A 17,270-nucleotide genomic window follows, 5' to 3' on the forward strand; every position below is an offset into this window, starting at 1 on the left:
GACCGGCCGGTGTTCCCTGCTGACTCGCCACCGATCCTGCCCGATTGACGGGGCGGGCCGGTTTGCCGGGTTAGAGGCGATCCGGCGCTGGGTACCCGCTAGCGACGCCCTGCCACCCGTCGGGGCGCGCGACGGCGAGGGAGTACCGATGAGACTCGACGACGACGACATCCGCAGCACCGCCGGCGGTGGCGGCGAGGGTCCGGCCGACGGTGGCGCGACCCCCGGCCAGCACGACGGTGGCGCGGACGGCAGTGCCGAGGGTCCGGCCGACGGTGGTGCCACCCCCGGCCAGCACGACGGTGGCGCGGACGGCAGTGCCGAGGGTCCGGCCGACGGTGGTGCCACCCCCGGCCAGCACGACGGTGGCGCCGACGGCGCCGCCCGGTAGGCCCGCGGCAGCACGATGCGCGAGAAACCGACCATGGGTGTGGCGCCGCCCACCCGGCGGACCGCACCGGCCCTGGGGCGCTGTGTGGCGGTCGAGCCGGCGAAGTTCGCCGCCGCCCACTGGGGACGGGTTCCGCTGCTCTCCCGGGCCACCGAACTGCCGAACCCGGCGGGTTTCACCGACCTGCTCAGTCCCGCCGACGCCGACGAACTACTCAGCCGGCGCGGGCTGCGTGCCCCGTTCCTGCGGGTGGCCCGTAACGGCGAGGTACTGCCGACCGGGCGCTACACCGGCGGCGGCGGGGCGGGCGCCGAGATCGCCGACCAGGTACTCGACGAACGGGTCCTCGCCCTCTACGCCGACGGTGCCACCCTGGTGCTCCAGGGACTGCACCGCACCTGGCCGGCGCTGATCGACTTCACCCGTGAACTGAGCCTCACCCTGGGGCAGCCGCTACAGGTCAACGCCTACCTGACCCCACCCGGCAACCAGGGCTTCGCCACCCACTACGACACCCACGACGTCTTCGTACTCCAGGTCGACGGGCACAAGCACTGGCGGATCCACGAGCCGGTGCTGCCCGACCCGCTGGAACGGCAGCCCTGGGGCGGGCGGGCCGACGAGGTGTCGGCGGTCGCCGACGGGCCACCCGCGCTGGACGTGGTGCTGGCCCCCGGCGACGCGTTCTACCTGCCCCGGGGCTGGCTGCACAGTGCCGCGGCCCGGGACGAGGCGAGCCTGCACCTCACCGTCGGGGTGCGGGCACTGACCCGGTACGCGGTCGTGGAGGCGCTGCTCGACCTGGCCGCCGAGGACCGCCGGCTCCGCGCCGGGCTGCCCCTCGGCGTGGACGTCGCCGATGTCAACCAGCTCGAACCGGAACTGACCGAGACCGTCGAGGCACTGCGGGACTGGCTGCTGCGGGCCGATCCGGCGGCCGTCGCGGAACGGTTGCGGCGCCGGGCCTGGCCGGCCGCCCGACCGGCGCCGATCCGACCGCTTGCCCAGGCCGCCGCGATCGCCCGGCTCGACGCCGACACCCGGCTGACACCCCGGCCGGGACTGCGCTGGCAGCTGCGGCCCGAGCCCGCCGACGGCGACGGCGACAGCCCGGGCCGGGTGGGCCTGCTGCTGTTCGACCGTGCCGTCAGCTTCCCGGCGCAGTGCGCGCTCGCCCTCCGGGCGTTCCTCGCTGGCGGCGTGACCCGGGTTGGCGATCTGCCCGGGCTGGACGACGACGCCGACCGGATCGTGCTGGCCCGCCGGCTGCTCCGCGAAGCCGTCGCCGTCGAGGTCTAGGAAGGGGGCCTTCCCGTCGCCGGGGCGGTAGCCCGGTGCTGTGGAAGGGCCCTTCCGCACCCCCTTGGGGTGGGATCACCGGAGCAGCCCGAAGAGCGCGCCGGTGGTGACCAGGCCGGCGACGACCACCACCAGTCCGGCCCGCAGATCCAGTCCGGCGTGCCGCCGCTCGGCGAGGACCTTGGCCGGCAACAGCCCGACCACCGGCCCGAGCAGGGCGACCAGCAGACTCAGGACCGGCATCGCGACCGCGAGGTCTCCGCCGTACCGGAGACCGACCGCGCGGGCGGCCAACCCGAGGGCGTACGCGGCGGCCGAGCCGAGGACCCCGAACAGGGCCAGCAACGGCCGGGTCGTGCCCGGCAGCTCGCCCGGCGTACGGGCCCGTTCGAGCAGTTCACGGGCGCCGTCGAGCAGCGCCTCGGTGTCACCGACCGCCCCGGCCCGGGGCAGCGGCGGTTCGCCCAGGCGCCGGTTGGCCGCGCCCAGGTGCCCGCGCAGGGTGCTCCAGAGATGCAGCACCTCGGCCTCGGTGGCGTCGACCTCCTCCTGGGCCGCCGCCACCTCCGCCTCGGCCCGCCGTACCGCCTGTTCCGCGTCCCGTACCGCGCGTTCGGCGGCGCGGCACTGGCGCGCGTACCAGGCGTCCGCCTCGGCCCGCTCGGCGTTGGCCCGGCCGGTCACCTCGGCCAGTTGCCGGATCGCCCGGGCGTACGACTCGACGGGTTCCGGTTCGTCGGTCATCGGGACGGTCCATACGGGATGATCACCTGGCCGGTACGGTGCACCGCCCGGTCGAAGAACAGGCCACGCCAGGGCCGGGGATACCAGTCGGGGCCGCTGCCCGCCGCGGGGTAGAGGGAGGTGCCCAGTTCCGCCCCCTGCACGTCCAGGGCGATCCAGGCGCCGATCTGGTCGGTACGCGACGCCGGCCCGCCGAGGTCGGCCCGCATCCGGGCCACCCCGCGCCACCAGGCGAAGGTGTGGGTACGTCGCTCGGGGCCGTTGTGCAGGATGTGTCGCAGGTGCTCCAGTCCGGTTCGCCCGCCGAGGCTGCCACCGAGTTGCCCGGCCGCCGCGTCGACCGCGTAGAGGAGCAGGTAGTGCGGTTCGCCGGGGGCGCTGCCCCGGCCGAGCCCGTTCGCTGTCTCGGCCATCAGCTCCGTGATGTCCTCCTCGTCGTACCAGGCGGCGTCGTCGCCCAGCGCCTCGTAGAGCGAGCGGGCCGCGGTGTCGGCGTCCGGATCCAGGCAGGCGATGGAGAACCGGGCGGTACCGGGCCGGTGTTGGCGGCGCAGCGAGCGGGCCGCCGCCTCCAGCACCGCGTAGGCCTCGTCCACGCCGGTGCCGAGCACCGCCAGGTTGCGTCCCGGGGCCCGGGGCAGTCGCATCCCGGCCGATCTCGCCTGCACATCGATGATCTCGCCGAGCAGGGCGACCGGCCCTCGGGCGCCGCCCGGGGCCCGCTCGACACCGGCGTCGGTGCCGGCCTCCCGGGTGGCATCGCCGGCGGTGCGGGATTCCCGGCCGGCGTTGCCGACCCGCTCCGTCCCGGACGGCCGGAGGGCGACGAAGTCGGGTGCCTCGTCCAGCCGGGGGATCGCGTCACCGTCGAAGAGCCGGGCCGGGGCGGCGTCCGGCGGCCGCATCCGCCACAGCCGGTGCTGCAGGTCGCTCCAGGTGCCCCAGTCACTCGCGGCCGGAATCCGGGCCACCTGGTTGCCCTCCGGCATGCCGGACTCGGCGTTGACCACGGCGTGGTGCCGGGGCAGGGTCTGCGCGACGTCGTTGCGTTCGGCCAGGATCCGCAGCGCCTTGGGCAGCGCGATCCGGAGGGTGAACTGGGCGACCAGGGCCGGGCGGCCCCAGAGCGCCTCGATGCCCCGGACATCCTGCGAGGCGAGGACCAGGTGGATGCCCTGGGACCGGCCGCGCCGGGCCAGGTCCTCCAACAGGTCGGCGGACTCCCGGGCGACCGCGTCCCGGCCGGCGAGCAACATCTGGAACTCGTCGACCACGGCGACGATCCGGGGCCAGCGTCCCTGCGGATCGACGCTGCGAAGTTCGGAGAGCTTGGTGACCTCGTGCCGTTTTGCGGCGTCGGCCCGTCGGCGCAGTTCCTCGGCGAGGAAGCGTAGCAGGGCGAGCCCGAACTCGCGGTCGGTGTTGACGTTGATGCCCACCAGCCGCATGTGCGGCAGCCAGCTCGGGTCGCGCCGACCCTGGGCGAACCGGGCGAACGACACCCCCTCCTTGAAGTCGAGCAGGTAGAACTCCAGCTCGGCGGGGGAGTAGCGGGCGGCGAGCGCACCGATCCAGGCGAAGATCAGATTGGTCTTGCCGGTGCCGGACGGGCCGCCGATCAGGGCGTGCGGCGGGTAGTCCCCGAGGGTCAGCAGCACCGGTCGACCCTGCGGGCCGTCGCCGATCGGCGCGGTCAGCCCGTGCGACGAGTCCTCCCGCCACATCTCGTCCACCGGCGGCAGCAGGTCGGTGAAGGGGGTCGGTGGGGGACCGGCGTTGACCCGGGTGGCGACCTCCCGGCTGGTCTCGGTGACGAGGGTGGCCGGCGGTGCGGGATCGAGGCGTACCGGCAGGTCGGGACAGGAGTCCAGGCGGGCCTCGGCGTCGGTCACCACCACCCGGCAGACGGTCGGTTCGGCGGGCAGCGCGATGCCCCGTACCACCAGGTGCACGCCACAGGCGGCACCGGTCCGGACCACCCGGTCCAGCTGTCCCCGCTCGTGCCGGGACAGTTCCTCGCCGCCGAGCAGCACCGCCACCCGCCACGGTTCGGGGCGCCGACCGGTTGCCGCGGCCAGCTCCCGCAGCGACCGGTACTCGCCGGCGAGGACGGTCTCGTTGATCCGGCGGATCTGGTCGACGAGGTCGTCGAGGAGTCGGGCCAGGCCGCCGGGACCGACGAAGGTCAGCAGGCCGGCGGTGGAGAGCGGGGCGAATCCGGCGAGTCCGCCACCGAGGTGTTCCGGGTCGTAGCCGATCAGCCGGACCGCTCCGGGGGCGGCCCGGCCGAGGGCACGCAGCAGCAGGGTGGCGACGACGTCGTCGCAGCCGGCCCGGTCCGTACCGGACAGCTGTACGTGGCCGGTGTCGAGCAGCGGCACCAGCGCCGGAACCGTCGGGCTGCCGGGCAGGCGGATCGTGCCGATCCGCAGTGGTCCGGGTGGCTCGCCCCGGGTCACCGGTGTCGGCCGCCAGTCCGGCCAGTCCGTGCTGGCGGCACCCGGCGCATCCCGGGCCGCCGCCGTACCGGCGCGGTTGGCGAGGCGGTCGATCTGGGCGGCGTACCGGTCGGCGAGGTCGGCGACCCGGCGGTCGCGTTCGGTACCGACCCGGTCCGGCACCCGGGCCGCTGCCTCCCGGACCCGCCGGAGCCGCTGCGCGGCGGCGTCCAGTTCGGTCCGGGCCGTGCCGAGTCGGGTCCGGGACGAGCCCAGGGCGTGCGACAACATGGTGCGGACCCGGGTGACGAGCTGGGTCCGGAGGTCAGGCATGGGTGTCCCGGGGTGCGCGGGCGGTGACCGGGCGCTGGTCGACGCCGAGCCGCTGCATGAGCAGCCCGGTGACGATTCCGGCGGCGACCGCCGGATCGGCGGGGTGTGGCTGCTCCACCGGATTCTTCGGCGGTGGCATCCGGCAGACCCGGCTGAGCAACGTCTCCAGCACGGCGGGTGGCAGGTTGGGCAGGAGGTCGGTGACCCGGCTGCCGACCTCCCGGCGTAGCCGGGGCAGGTCGGCAGCCCGGGGTGGGTGACCGAGCAGTGTGGTGGCCAGGTCCCGGAGCACCGGCGGCGCGACCGAGGCGAGGCCGAGCCCGACGTTGGCCTCGACCGCGCGCAGTTCGGTCTGCAGCCGGCCCCGGTCGCCGGAGCGGACACCGGTGGTCACCCGGCGCAGCAACTCCTCCGCGTCGGTGATCTCCCGGTCCGGTTCGACCGCCGGGGCGTCCCGGCGGTCGAACAGCTCGGCGACCCGCACCGCCCACCACCGTCCGGCGGGTCCGGCGGCGACACGGCGGGGCGCGGCCAAGGGCTCGGCGGCCGGTGGGCCGGGACGCTCACCGGCGGGGCCCGGCGGCCGGGCGGCCGGGGTGCCGTCCCGGCCGAGACCGATCGCCGCCAGGTAGGTGGCGAGTTGGTCCTGGGCCAGTCGGAGGGCGTGGCCGGCAGTCTCCGCGTGCTCGGTGGCGGCGGAGAGTTCCGGTACGCCGAGCGGGTCGACAGATTCCTGCCGGACCCAGCGCAGCCGTTCGGAGGCGAGCGTGAGCCGGTCGAGCGCCTCCACCACCAGGGCGATCGGCAGGTCGTCGGAGGCGGCCCGGACCTGGGCGCCGAGGTCGGAGATGATGGACATCCGGATCAGAGGGTCGAGACGTAGAGCTGGGCCTGTTCCACCGCGGCGAGGGTCGCGGCGAGACATTCCTCCAGCTCCTGGGCGGCCTGGGAGAGCGATGCCTGGGCGGCGTCGACAGTGCTGTGTCCACTGCCCTCCAACGCGCCGGCCAGGGTCTGTTGTGCCTCGGCCAGTTTCTCGCTGGCGGCCTGGACCGCGGCCTGGCCGTCGCCGATCTGTTGGAGCGCGGCATCGATGGCTGCCTTCAACTCGGCGACGCTCGCCACGGCGAAACCTCCTGGGGGCGGGGAGGGCTCTTATTAGAGCTTATCCCTCGGACCGGTCGGTGGCCCCCTGGGCGTTTGCTGCCCGGGTGTCCGGTCCACCGGGGGCGGCCAAGATCGGGTGCAGCTCAGGCGAGCTGCTACTTTCTGTGGTCGAATGACTACCGAGTCGGATCTCCGACAGTTTGGGTGGTCGGGCTACGTCAACGCAGCCACCGCGGGCCGCGTACCTCGGCACCGAGCGCGGCCACCCGGGACCGCAACTCCCGGTCCGCGGTGACCACCACACACCTCCGCCCGGTGCCCTCGGCGCCGACCAGGGCCACGATCGTATCGTCCCCGGACCCGTCGGCGGCGACCACCCGGACCTCGTCGATGCCCGGCACCCGACGGGACACCCCCTCGACCACCAGCACCACCTCCACCGGAGGAGCCAGTCCCGGCAGGCCCAGCCGGCCCACCGGCGCGAGCCGGTCCCGCAGCCCGGCGGTCGCCGCGGCCCGGTCACGCCACCAGCCGTCCGGAGTCGAGCCCACGACATTGGCGGCGTCCACGACCAGCAACGACCCGGGTTCCATCGGCCCAGCCTGCCACCATCCGTCGGCACGGCCGGCAGCGACCCGGCGGCACGCCGGACCACCCCGGCCCGCGGCCCGGAAGCACGGCCGGCGCGAGGGCCCGACGGGGACGAACAGACGACCGATAGGCGGCGTTTGTCGGGCCTTCCGCCGGGTAGGCCAGGTGGCGCCAGTGTCCGTGCCCGCGAGGGACGCGCCCATGAGGGGGACGAAGATGACTCAGGGACCCGGCGACTTCGGTGCCGACCCGTGGGACGAGTTCCTGGCCCGGTACTTCGGGCGGGGGGAGAGCCGGCGGCAGGGGCAACGGGTGGACATCACCCGGCTGATGACCGCGGACGCCCGGGAGATGCTCGCCGACGCGGCCCGGCGGGCCGCGCAGGCCGACAGCAGCGACCTGGACACCGACCATCTGCTCTGGGCGGCGCTGCAGCGGGAACCCCTACGTGACCTGCTCAGCCGGGCCGGCGCGGACCCGGAGGCGCTGCAGGGCGCGCTCGGCGGCGAACGGCGGGTGGAGCGCCCCGCGCGGCACGGCCAGGTCCCCTCGAACATGTCGCTCACCCCGGCCGCGAAACGGGCACTGCTCGACGCCCACCAGCTCTCCCGGGCGATGGGCGCCTCGTACATCGGTCCCGAACACATCCTGATGGCCCTGCCGCTGAACCCGGAGTCCCCGGCCGGTCGGATGCTCGCCGCCGGTCGGATCCAGCCGCAGTCGCTGCAGGCGGCCAGCGCCAACGCGGGCGGCAACGCCGGGCCGCCCGACCGGGGCACCCCCACCCTCGACCAGTACGGCCAGGACCTCACCGACCTCGCCCGGGCGAACGAGGTCGACCCGGTGATCGGCCGGGCCGACGAGATCGAACAGGCGGTGGAGATCCTGTCCCGGCGTACCAAGAACAACCCGGTCCTGATCGGCGAGGCCGGGGTGGGCAAGACCGCCATCGTCGAGGGCCTCGCCGAGCGGATCGCCGACGGTGACGTGCCACAGACCCTGATCGGCAAGCGCGTGGTCCAGCTCGACCTCGCCGGTCTGGTTGCCGGGACCCGCTACCGGGGCGACTTCGAGGAGCGGCTGAAGAAGGTCATCGACGAGATCCGGGCACACGGCGACGAGCTGATCGTCTTCCTCGACGAACTGCACACCCTGGTCGGTGCCGGCGGCTCCGGCGCCGAGGGCGGGATGGACGCCAGCAACATGCTCAAGCCGGCGCTGGCCCGGGGCGACATGCGGGTGATCGGGGCGACCACACTCAACGAGTACCGGCGCTACATCGAGAAGGACGCCGCACTCGCCCGGCGCTTCCAGCCGGTGCTCGTCCCGGAGCCCACCATCGACGACACCACCGAGATCCTGCGCGGACTGCGGGACCGTTACGAGGCCCACCACCAGGTCCGGTTCACCGACGAGGCACTGGTGGCGGCGGCCGAGCTCTCCGACCGGTACATCACCGACCGGTTCCTGCCCGACAAGGCGATCGACCTGCTCGACCAGGCCGGCGCCCGGGTACGGCTGCGGACCCGTACGCCGGCCGGCGACGTACGGGAGCTGGAGCGGGAACTGGAGGAGGTGAAGCGGGACAAGGACCAGGCCGTCGCCGACGAGCAGTACGAACGCGCCTCCGAACTGCGTGACCGTTGCCAGGAGTTGAAGGAACGGCTGGAGGCGGCCCGGGGAAACGGCGACCGGTCGAGGGTGCCCGAGGTGGGTCCACAGGAGATCGCCGAGGTGGTCTCCCGGGCCACCGGGATCCCGGTCAGCCAACTCACCGAGGAGGAGCGGGACCGGCTGCTGCGCCTGGAGGGGCACCTGCACGAGCGGGTGGTCGGCCAGGACGACGCGGTGAGCGCGGTCGCCGAGGCGGTCCGCCGGTCGCGGACCGGCCTGGCCGACCCGGACCGGCCGATGGGCAGTTTCCTGTTCCTCGGCCCGACCGGGGTCGGCAAGACGGAACTGGCCCGGGCCCTGGCCGAGGCGCTCTTCGGCGAGCAGGACCGGATGGTCCGGCTGGACATGAGCGAGTTCCAGGAACGGCACACGGTGAGCCGGCTGGTCGGCGCCCCGCCCGGCTACGTCGGGTACGAGGAGGCGGGTCAGCTGACCGAGGCGGTACGCCGGCGCCCGTACGCCGTGGTGCTGCTCGACGAGATCGAGAAGGCCCACCCGGACGTCTTCAACATCCTGCTGCAGGTCCTCGACGACGGTCGGCTCACCGACAGTCAGGGGCGGACGGTCAACTTCCGGAACACCGTACTGATCATGACCAGCAACCTGGGTTCGGAACTGATCACCGGCACCCAACGCAGCGTCGGGTTCGGCGGCGGCGCCGAGGGCGGGGAGGACCAGGAGAACACCGAGCTGCGGGAACGGCTGATGCGTCGCCTCCAGGAGCAGTTCCGACCGGAGTTCCTGAACCGGATCGACGAGGTGATCATCTTCCGTCGGCTGGAGAACGAGCAGCTGCGGCAGATCACCGAACTGCTGCTGGACGAGACCCGGCGGCGGCTGCACGCCCAGGACATCCTCGTCGACTTCACCACCGAGGGGGTGGACTGGATCGCCGAGCACGGCTACGAGCCGCAGTTCGGGGCCCGGCCACTACGCCGGACCATCCAGCGAGAGGTCGACAACCGGCTCTCCCGGATGCTGCTCGACGGCACGCTCGTGCCGGGACAGCGGGTCACCGTGGACGCCCGCGACGACCAGCTGACCTTCGAGGTGTCCGAGGGGAAACGCTCCGGTGGGCGCAGCCCGGCGGCCCTCTCCGCGGGCCGGTGAGCGGCGGTGCGCGCCGCCCCCGAGCACGCCGGACGTGCCGCCCCGGCGTGCCCGCCGAAGTCGAGTGGAGGAGAACAGCGTGAGCCAGCCCGAGGAGAACCGCGAGAAGAGTCCGAAGACCGACGCCGTGCTGCGACCGCCGACCTCAGGTCCCGAGTCGCCCCGGCCGCGGCCGCCCAGGGCGGCGCGGACCAGGGCGGAGGAGGAACCTGCGCCGGAGACGACCGAGGCGACGGAGGAGGCCTGAGATGGTACGACAGCAGCGGGTCGAACCGGAGGTGGAGCAGCTGTGGAACGACTTCCACAGCTGCGTCAACGTCACCTCGGAGCAGTTGCGCAGCTGGCTGTTGACCCAGGGCTCGGGTGAGGAGGCGTTCGGCGCCGACCCGGACCTGGGGCTTCCCGAACCGGGTCGACACATTCTCGCCGTACTGCGCAAGCGCAAGGTCGACCTGACCGACGAGGACATCAGGACCATGCGGGAGACGGTCGCGGAGATCCAGGATCTGCTCGACACCCGCCCCGCCGCGGGGGTGACCGACGAGGGGTGGCGCCGTTCGCTCCTGGACCTGGGTCACGACCCGCTGATCGAGCGGTAGCCGGCCGAGGTCCGCCCGGCGGGAACCGGGCGGACGATCCTGCCGCGGTCACGCTCGGCGTGACCGCGGCAGGATCGTGTCCGGCGGGCACCGCCGCGCATCACTCCCCGCTGATGGTGGAGCCGTCGAGGCCGGCGACCTCCGCCGCTGTGGTCCGCTCGACCCGGATCGCCTCCTCCCGGGCCAACAGCGCGGCGTACTCGGCGACGTCCTCCGGGTTCGGCAGCTCCGGGACCCGGCGCAGGAAGGCTTCCACGTCCCGCGAGGCGGCGGTGTGGGCGGCGGCGATCCGGCGGGCGGTCTCCCGGTCGTCCTCGGGCGGCAGTAGATCGGTCATACCGGTACCGGTACCCGCTGTCGGCCGGTTCGCACCGCCGACCCGCGTACCCGTGCGCCGCCCGGCCCGGACCCGGGCGGCGCACGGTGGTCGGTGCCCCGCCGACCGGGGGTCGGGCCCGGACCGCCGGGGCGCTGGCCGTCGGCGTGCCGGGCCCGGATCGGGCGGGGCACCGTCAAGGTAGCCGTCCGGAAACTGGCGGGGTATATCCCGGCTGACTCATACCGCTCGCCAGGGCGGGCACGGCACGACTAGCATCCTGCGATCCGACGTCTTCCCCCGCGTCGATCGACCTCCCTCGTAGGAGCCCGCGTGCCCGTCCCTCGAACCGGTCACCGACCGGCGGTCCTGCTCGCCTACGCCGCGTTCGTTTTCGTCGGTGTGAGCGCCGGGGTCGGTGGCGTTCTGTTGCCGGCCCAGATCCTCGACTACCAGGTGGACAAGGCGGCCATCGGGACCACCTTCTTCACCTTCTCCGCCGGATTCCTGCTGGCCGGGATCACCACCGGAAGACTGATCGACCGCACCGGCGTCCGGATCGCGCTCGTGGTCGGCGGCGGCGCCTTCGTGGTGGCGGGCCTCTACACGGCCGTCCGACCGCCGTTCCTGGCGTTCGTCGCGGTGCAGGTGCTGGCCGGGTATGGCATCGGCGTACTGGAGTCGGTGCTCAACGCCTACCTCAGTGAGTTGCCGGGCGCGGCCACCCTGCTCAACCGCCTGCACGCGTTCTTCGGGGTGGGCGCGCTGGTCGGGCCGGCGTTGGCCGCGTGGATGCTGACCAGGCTGCCCTGGACGGCGGTGTGGCTGGTGCTCGCCCTGGCCTGCCTGCCACTGGTCGTCGGCTTCCTGACGGTCTACCCGGCCCGGTCGGCACCCGCCGACGCCGTCCCGGCCGCCGGCACGGACGTCCGCCCCGGTGACGACACCCGTCCGGACGGCCCGGGTGACGTGGCCGGCGCCCACACCCGTGCCGTGGAGGGGGCTGGCGGTGGCCTGCTGGGCGCGGCGCTGCGGCAGCCCGCGGTGCTGTTCGGCGCGCTCTTCCTCACCGTCTACGTCGGCCTCGAGGTGAGCGTCGGCAACTGGGCCTTCAGCTTCCTCGTGGATGGGCACCAGCAGACGGCCGTGCTCGCCGGATACACCGTCAGCGGCTACTGGTTGGGGCTGACCGTGGGCCGGTTCGTCATCAGCCCGGTCGCCACCCGGCTCGGGCTGACCCCGGTCGGCACCGTGCTCGGCTGCCTCGCCGGGGTCGCGGTGAGCGCCCTGCTGGCCTGGCTGGCGCCGACCGCCGCGCTGGCCAGCGTCGGGTTGGTGCTGCTGGGCTTCTTCCTCGGCCCGGCCTTCCCGACCGCGATGGCCCTGGTGCCCCGGTTGACCTCGGCCCGGCTGGTACCCACCGCGATCGGGGTGATGAACGGCGTCTCGGTGATCGGCGGGGCGGCGCTGCCCTGGCTCGCCGGAGTGATCGCCCAGCACGTCGGGGTCTGGACACTCCTGCCGTTCGTGCTGGCCCTGGCCCTCGTCCAACTGGCGATCTGGTGGCCGCTGACCCGTCGGATCAGCGCCGGTTGAGCCGGCCTGTGGCCACGTAGGACGGTGTCCGGAGGCGTCAGGCGCTGCCCGGCGGGGTCAGGCGGCGGCCAGGTCCTGCGGGCCGAAGGTGGGGTTGCGGGCCAGCCAGGCGAGGTAGTTGGGGTTGCGGGACAACGAGTCGCTGTACGCGGCGACGGCGTGTCCGAGTACCCGGTCGGCGACCGCGGCGGCCGGGGCCTCCGGGTGCCAGCCGAGCAGCAGCCGCCAGCGCAGCGGCGTGTTGGCCAGGGGACGGGTCACCAGGCCGGAGACCGGCCGGAACGTCGCCTGGGCCAGCGCGACCGCCTCACCCGCCTCGACCAGGTCGATGCAGCTGCGGATGTCGGTCTCGTAGATCTTGCGCGGGGTGAAACCGGCCCGGGCGCAGGCCGCCACGAAACAGCTCTCGAAGCAGCCGTCGCCGGGCGCCGCTGCCCAGCGCTGCTCACTGAGCGCGGCCAGGTGCACCTCGTCCTCGGCGGCCAACGGGTGCGCCTCGGGCAGCAGGACGAACACCGCGTCCACCGCCACGGCCCGCCAGGTCAGCCCGAACTCGGCGGACGGGGTCGCGTCACCGCAGACCCCGGAGAGCACGTAGTCGAGTCGGCCGCTGAGCACCATCTGGGCCAGCTCGTCGACCGACCAGGACGCGTGCGTGCTGATCTGCGCGTGCGGCTGGTCGGCGGCGAGCCGGTGCACCAGCCCACCGAGGATCGGGCTGTTCACCCCGCCGAACCGGAACCGGGTCATCGTCGTACCGGTGCCGGCGAGCCGGGCGGCCTCGTCCTGCAGCCCCTTCATCGCGGGCAGCAGCACCCGGGCCCGGGCCAGCACCAACTCGCCCAGCGCGGTCGGTCGGGCACCCCGCCGGTCCCGTTCGAAGAGCGGGCCGCCGAGCGTGCGCTCGATGCGCTGGAGCTGTGCGGTGAGGGCGGGCTGTGCCAACCCCAGGGTCGAGGCCGCCTTGGTCACGCTGCCCGTCTCCGCGATCGCGCAGACCACCTTGAGGTGCCGCAGCTCCAGGTTCATAGCGTGACGGTAGGACCCGGACGGGATTCTCGGGAAGACCTTTGGACAATGAAAGATCCCCCAAAGGAAATGCAAACTACGCCCGAACGGACACCTGAATCTGCCGAGCGGCCCAGAGCAGCCCTCGTTCGGTGATCATCCGGATCGGCGGAAGCGTCAGATCGTCGAGTTTGTGGCCGACGGTCGAGACGAAGACCCGGCCCGCGCCCCACTGCCGGGTCCAGACCGCGGGCACGGTGACGGTTCGCCGCCAGGGGCTGTCCGTTCCCTCCGGACCGTCCGCCGGCCCCGGCTGCGGCCCCGGCTCGAACGTCACGGTCGCCAGTACGTCGTTGAGCGGATCGGTCAGCACCCAGTACTTCTCGGTCTGCAGGGCCACCGTGCCGACACCCCGGACGATCGGGTGGTCGGCCCGGTCCGGCAGCACGGTCAGTTCGTGGTCGACGAACCCCGGTGGGTGGTGGACGAAGACCCCGCCGGTGAGTTGCTGGTAGGCGTTGTGGTGGAAGGCGGCGACGATGCCACCGTGCCAGCCGGCGAAGCCGGTTCCGGCCCGTACCGCCGAGGCCAGGCCGGCCGCCTGGGCGTCGGTGATGCTCCCCATCGACCAGCACTGCACCACCAGGTCGGCGGCGCCCATCCGGTCGGCGTCGGTGTAGACCGCGAGATCGTCGTGGACCTCGACGGAGAATCCCCGGTCGCGCAGGAACGGGATGAACAGGTCCGTCGCCGCCACCGGTACGTGGCCGTCCCAACCACCCCGTACCACCAGTGCGTCGCGCACCGTCACCACCGTCCACCCCGACTCCGGCCACCGCCGGACCGTCCGACCGTGGTCGGCCCCGCCCGGTTCCCCGGGCGGGGCCTTCGAAGGATCATGACATCCCGGACCGTCGGTACGTTCAGCCCCGGGCCGGCTCCTCGGGCAGGTCCTCGACGTACGTCGGTCGGCCGGTCACCACGTCCCGGACCTTGTCCACCACCCCGAGGGCCGGCTCGACGACCTTGTTCCACGGTGGGGTGTCCGGGGTGCCCGGGTGGGGGCGGGTCGGTGCGGCCTCCTCGGCGATCTCCACCCGGTTGCCCAGCCGGATCAGGTCCGTCTCGCTCGTCGACTCCCGCAGCGCCGGGAAGATCACCGTCCGGGCGGTCTCGACGTGCCGACGCAGCCGGTGGGCGAGGTCGTCGGCGAGTTGGTCGAACCGGGTGTCGGCCGGGGTGACGTCGGAGAGCTCGGCCAGCGTACGCCGCAGTTCGGTGTCCGCCTCGAGCTCCCGGTCGGCCAGCGCCCCGCCGTCGGGCAGCACGCTGCGGACCGTCGGGTAGAGGTACTGCTCCTCTCCGGAGAGGTGCCGGGCCACCGTCGCGGTCAGCACCTCGGCGACCTGGCTGCGCCGCTCCGGTCCGGTGTCGTCGGTGAGCTCGGCGCAGAGCGCCGCGATCTGGTCGTGCTCCTCGGCGAGCAACTCGAGCATGCTCTGTCCGCCCGGCCGGTAGTTCTCGTCCTCCCCGGTCGGGGGCAGCGGGGGCAACGGCGCGCTCACGGTGGGCCTCCTCACGAAACTGGTCCAGGAACCGGTGCCACCGTATCGACCGGGGCTGTTGCCTGGACAGCCGGCAGGTACCCGAGCCTCGGGTCGGCGAAACCCGCGGCCGGGTGGGGCCGGTCGGTCCGACCGGGTCGGCTGGTATGAAGAAGCCCATGAGTAGCCATTCCGCGTCCGTCCCGCCGAGCGCCGCCGACGAGGTCGTCGAGCTGTGTCGGGATCTGCTCCGCATCGACACCAGCAATACCGGCGACAACGCCACCACGGTCGGTGAGCGGGTGGCCGCGGAGTACGTCGCCGAGAAGCTCGCCGAGGTGGGCGTCGAGGCGCAGTTGCGGGAGTCGGCGCCCGGCCGGACCAGTCTGGTCGCCCGGATTCCCGGCACCGACCCGTCGCGGGGTGCGCTGCTGGTGCACGGCCACCTGGACGTGGTGCCGGCGGACGCCGCGGAGTGGTCGGTGCACCCGTTCTCGGGGGAGATCTCCGACGGCTACCTGTGGGGTCGGGGTGCCATCGACATGAAGGACTTCGACGCGATGGTGCTGGCGGTGGTCCGCGACTGGCAGCGCACCGGCGTACGCCCACCGCGTGACCTCGTCCTCGCCTTCACCGCCGACGAGGAGGCGGGTGGCGAGTACGGTGCGCACTTCCTGGTCGACCGGCACCCCGACCTGCTCGAGGGGTGCACCGAGGCGATCGGCGAGGTCGGCGGCTTCTCCTACACCGTCAACGACGACCTGCGGCTCTACCTGATCGAGACGGCGGAGAAGGGGCTCGAGTGGCTGCGGCTGCACGCCCGGGGCCGTCCCGGACACGGTTCGATGGTGCACGACGACAACGCCGTCACCGCGCTGGCCGAGGCGGTCGCCCGGGTCGGCCGGCACCGGTTCCCGGTGGTGGTCACCCCGACCGTGCGGTCCTTCCTGGAGCAGGTCTCCGAGGCGCTCGACATCGAGCTCGACCCGGACGACCCGGAGCTGGCGATCGCCAAGCTCGGCCCGATCGCCAACATCATCGGCGCGACCATCCGGAACACCGCGAACCCGACCCGGCTGGCCGCCGGCTACAAGGACAACGTGATCCCCGGCCGGGCCAGTGCGACCATCGACTGCCGCAGCCTGCCCGGCCAGTCCGACCTCTTCCTCGAACAACTGCGCGAGGTGGTCGGACCGGACATCGAGATCGAGTACATCCACCGCCAGCCGGCGGTGGAGACGAGCTTCGACGGGGAGCTCGTCGACGCGATGGCGGCGGCGCTGCGGGCCGAGGACCCGGGTGCCCGGGCCGTGCCGTACATGCTCTCCGGCGGTACGGACGCGAAGGCGTTCCAGAAGCTCGGCATCCGCTGTTTCGGGTTCGCGCCGCTGCGGCTGCCGGCCGACCTGAACTTTTCCGCGTTGTTCCATGGCATCAACGAGCGGGTGCCGGTCGAGGGGCTACAGTTCGGCGTGCGGGTGCTCGACAGGTTCCTCCGCCAGAGCTGACGACGCCAGAGCTGACGACGCCGGTTCTGGTGAGACGTTCTGGTGGCGCCGGACCTGGCGACGGCACAGCCGGCCACGCCCGAGTTGGACCGGCCGACCCTACCCGACCGACCTGTACCCGCTCCGCCTAGTCTCCGTCTGCCATCCAGTACCCCCGGCCGTGTCGGAGCGCCGCCTGCCCGGCGGACGTGCCGCACCGCCGCTGACAAACGTATCGAAGGGACAGACCACACCATGACCGACCAGCACGCCTCGCTGGACGCCGCTCTGGAACGGGTCATCGAGACCGCCCGGGCGCACCTCGCCGCGGTCCGGGCCGCCGAGGGCCGGATCGACGACGACGCCGTCTGGCAGGCGTACGTCGAGCTCAACAACGCGTCGTACGAGTACGACGAACTCCTGCTCGACGCCTTCGGCGAGGTCACGCCCTGGGACGTGGAGGCGATCGACCCGGACGAGGCGGACGAACGGCTGGGCGCGGGTGGTGTCGACGGCGCCGAGCCGAACGACCCGCACCCGCTGGTGCTCTCCGTGCGTCACCGCCGGGACTACCGCGTCCCGAGTGTGGCGGCGCTGCTCCGGGTGGCCCAGGCGGCCCGCCGGGCCGGTGCCCCGGAGGACGAGGAGTCCGTCCCGGTCGAGGGCGTCGGCGAGGCGGTCCTCGAGCTGCTGCAGACCGGCGACGGCTCGCTGGGCGCGTTGGACATTCCCGAGCTGGAGCCGCTGGACGGGGTGGTGATGGTCAGCGAGGTGGCCGTACCGCTCGACCTGGAGGCGTTCGACGACGAGGACAGCAGCGGGCCGTTCGCCCCCGGACCGGACGACCGCCTGGTCGGTCGGCTGGACGAGCACCCGTTCCTCTCGGACGCCGACGAGGAGGTCGAGCCGAGCCGGTAGGCGTCCGGCCGGCCGCGCCGGTACTTTCCGGTCAGCACCCCGCGACCGAGCGGTGACCACGGCAGCACGCCGAGGCCCAGGCTCTCGCAGGCGGGCAGCACCTCCCGCTCAACGC

General features: G+C 73.4%; 17 protein-coding genes and 1 pseudogene. 8 read left to right on the forward strand and 10 right to left on the reverse strand.

The window, feature by feature from the left end:
• Positions 1-148: 148 nt before the first annotated feature.
• Together ABGB21_RS25905 and ABGB21_RS25910 are read left to right on the forward strand one after the other, a co-directional pair.
• On the forward strand, positions 149-391 hold the full coding sequence (locus ABGB21_RS25905) for a hypothetical protein (RefSeq protein WP_347657476.1): 243 nt from the start codon (positions 149-151) through the stop codon (positions 389-391).
• Between the two features lie 15 nt (positions 392-406).
• Positions 407-1,690, forward strand: a complete 1,284-nt coding sequence (locus tag ABGB21_RS25910; RefSeq protein WP_347657477.1) for a cupin domain-containing protein — start codon at positions 407-409, stop codon at positions 1,688-1,690.
• Positions 1,691-1,765: 75 nt separating this feature from the next.
• On the opposite strand, the gene ABGB21_RS25915 is transcribed toward ABGB21_RS25910, so the two are convergent.
• The 5 genes from ABGB21_RS25915 to ABGB21_RS25935 form a co-directional block, all read right to left on the reverse strand.
• Positions 1,766-2,434: a hypothetical protein gene (locus ABGB21_RS25915; protein ID WP_347657478.1), complete on the reverse strand. Its 669-nt coding sequence runs from the start codon at positions 2,432-2,434 to the stop codon at positions 1,766-1,768.
• Positions 2,431-5,205, reverse strand: a complete 2,775-nt coding sequence (locus ABGB21_RS25920; RefSeq protein ID WP_347679962.1) for an FtsK/SpoIIIE domain-containing protein — start codon at positions 5,203-5,205, stop codon at positions 2,431-2,433. The genes ABGB21_RS25915 and ABGB21_RS25920 overlap by 4 nt, the downstream gene beginning before the upstream one ends.
• Positions 5,198-6,064: a hypothetical protein gene (locus ABGB21_RS25925; RefSeq protein ID WP_347657480.1), complete on the reverse strand. Its 867-nt coding sequence runs from the start codon at positions 6,062-6,064 to the stop codon at positions 5,198-5,200. The genes ABGB21_RS25920 and ABGB21_RS25925 overlap by 8 nt, the downstream gene beginning before the upstream one ends.
• Positions 6,065-6,069: 5 nt before the next feature.
• Complete coding sequence (locus ABGB21_RS25930; protein ID WP_331215004.1) at positions 6,070-6,330, reverse strand: hypothetical protein; 261 nt, start codon at positions 6,328-6,330, stop codon at positions 6,070-6,072.
• Positions 6,331-6,530: 200 nt separating this feature from the next.
• Entirely contained in the window at positions 6,531-6,905 is a 375-nt protein-coding gene (locus ABGB21_RS25935) for a hypothetical protein (protein ID WP_347657481.1), read from the reverse strand.
• Between the two features lie 214 nt (positions 6,906-7,119).
• Here ABGB21_RS25935 and ABGB21_RS25940 point away from each other — a divergent pair, with 214 nt between their 5' ends.
• The 3 genes from ABGB21_RS25940 (at position 7,120) to ABGB21_RS25950 (ending at position 10,286) form a co-directional block, all read left to right on the forward strand.
• Entirely contained in the window at positions 7,120-9,687 is a 2,568-nt protein-coding gene (locus ABGB21_RS25940) for an ATP-dependent Clp protease ATP-binding subunit (RefSeq protein WP_347679964.1), read from the forward strand.
• 79 nt (positions 9,688-9,766) lie between these two features.
• On the forward strand, positions 9,767-9,934 hold the full coding sequence (locus ABGB21_RS25945) for a hypothetical protein (RefSeq protein WP_347657483.1): 168 nt from the start codon (positions 9,767-9,769) through the stop codon (positions 9,932-9,934).
• Between the two features lies 1 nt (position 9,935).
• Complete coding sequence (locus ABGB21_RS25950) at positions 9,936-10,286, forward strand: DUF3140 domain-containing protein (protein WP_347657484.1); 351 nt, start codon at positions 9,936-9,938, stop codon at positions 10,284-10,286.
• Positions 10,287-10,386: 100 nt separating this feature from the next.
• Here the strand turns inward: ABGB21_RS25950 and ABGB21_RS25955 are convergent, their stop codons facing one another.
• The gene (locus ABGB21_RS25955; RefSeq protein WP_347657485.1) at positions 10,387-10,623 is read right to left on the reverse strand and encodes a hypothetical protein; all 237 of its coding nucleotides are present in this window, start codon (positions 10,621-10,623) and stop codon (positions 10,387-10,389) included.
• 312 nt (positions 10,624-10,935) lie between these two features.
• Between ABGB21_RS25955 and ABGB21_RS25960 the strand changes: the two genes are divergently transcribed.
• On the forward strand, positions 10,936-12,198 hold the full coding sequence (locus ABGB21_RS25960; protein WP_347657486.1) for an MFS transporter: 1,263 nt from the start codon (positions 10,936-10,938) through the stop codon (positions 12,196-12,198).
• A 57-nt stretch (positions 12,199-12,255) separates the two neighbouring features.
• Here ABGB21_RS25960 and ABGB21_RS25965 read toward each other — a convergent pair whose 3' ends face one another.
• The 3 genes from ABGB21_RS25965 to ABGB21_RS25975 form a co-directional block, all read right to left on the reverse strand.
• Positions 12,256-13,227, reverse strand: a complete 972-nt coding sequence (locus ABGB21_RS25965; RefSeq protein ID WP_347657487.1) for a LysR family transcriptional regulator — start codon at positions 13,225-13,227, stop codon at positions 12,256-12,258.
• A gap of 76 nt (positions 13,228-13,303) precedes the next feature.
• Positions 13,304-14,011 (reverse strand): ThuA domain-containing protein, encoded by a 708-nt coding sequence (locus ABGB21_RS25970; protein ID WP_347657488.1) that lies wholly within the window; start codon positions 14,009-14,011, stop codon positions 13,304-13,306.
• Positions 14,012-14,129: 118 nt separating this feature from the next.
• Positions 14,130-14,771 carry a hemerythrin domain-containing protein gene (locus ABGB21_RS25975; RefSeq protein ID WP_347679966.1) on the reverse strand — a complete coding sequence of 214 codons (642 nt, stop codon included), beginning with the start codon at positions 14,769-14,771 and terminating at the stop codon, positions 14,130-14,132.
• A 158-nt stretch (positions 14,772-14,929) separates the two neighbouring features.
• On the opposite strand from ABGB21_RS25975, the gene ABGB21_RS25980 reads away from it, so the two are divergent.
• Positions 14,930-16,258: a M20/M25/M40 family metallo-hydrolase gene (locus tag ABGB21_RS25980; protein ID WP_347657490.1), complete on the forward strand. Its 1,329-nt coding sequence runs from the start codon at positions 14,930-14,932 to the stop codon at positions 16,256-16,258.
• Between the two features lie 234 nt (positions 16,259-16,492).
• Positions 16,493-17,155 (forward strand): hypothetical protein, encoded by a 663-nt coding sequence (locus ABGB21_RS25985; protein ID WP_347657491.1) that lies wholly within the window; start codon positions 16,493-16,495, stop codon positions 17,153-17,155.
• Positions 17,156-17,160: 5 nt separating this feature from the next.
• Here the strand turns inward: ABGB21_RS25985 and ABGB21_RS25990 are convergent.
• Positions 17,161-17,270, reverse strand: a pseudogene (locus ABGB21_RS25990) (aldo/keto reductase); the annotation flags it as partial.

Origin of the sequence: Plantactinospora sp. B24E8 (assembly GCF_039871735.1) — a bacterium.
Taxonomy (GTDB): domain Bacteria; phylum Actinomycetota; class Actinomycetes; order Mycobacteriales; family Micromonosporaceae; genus Plantactinospora.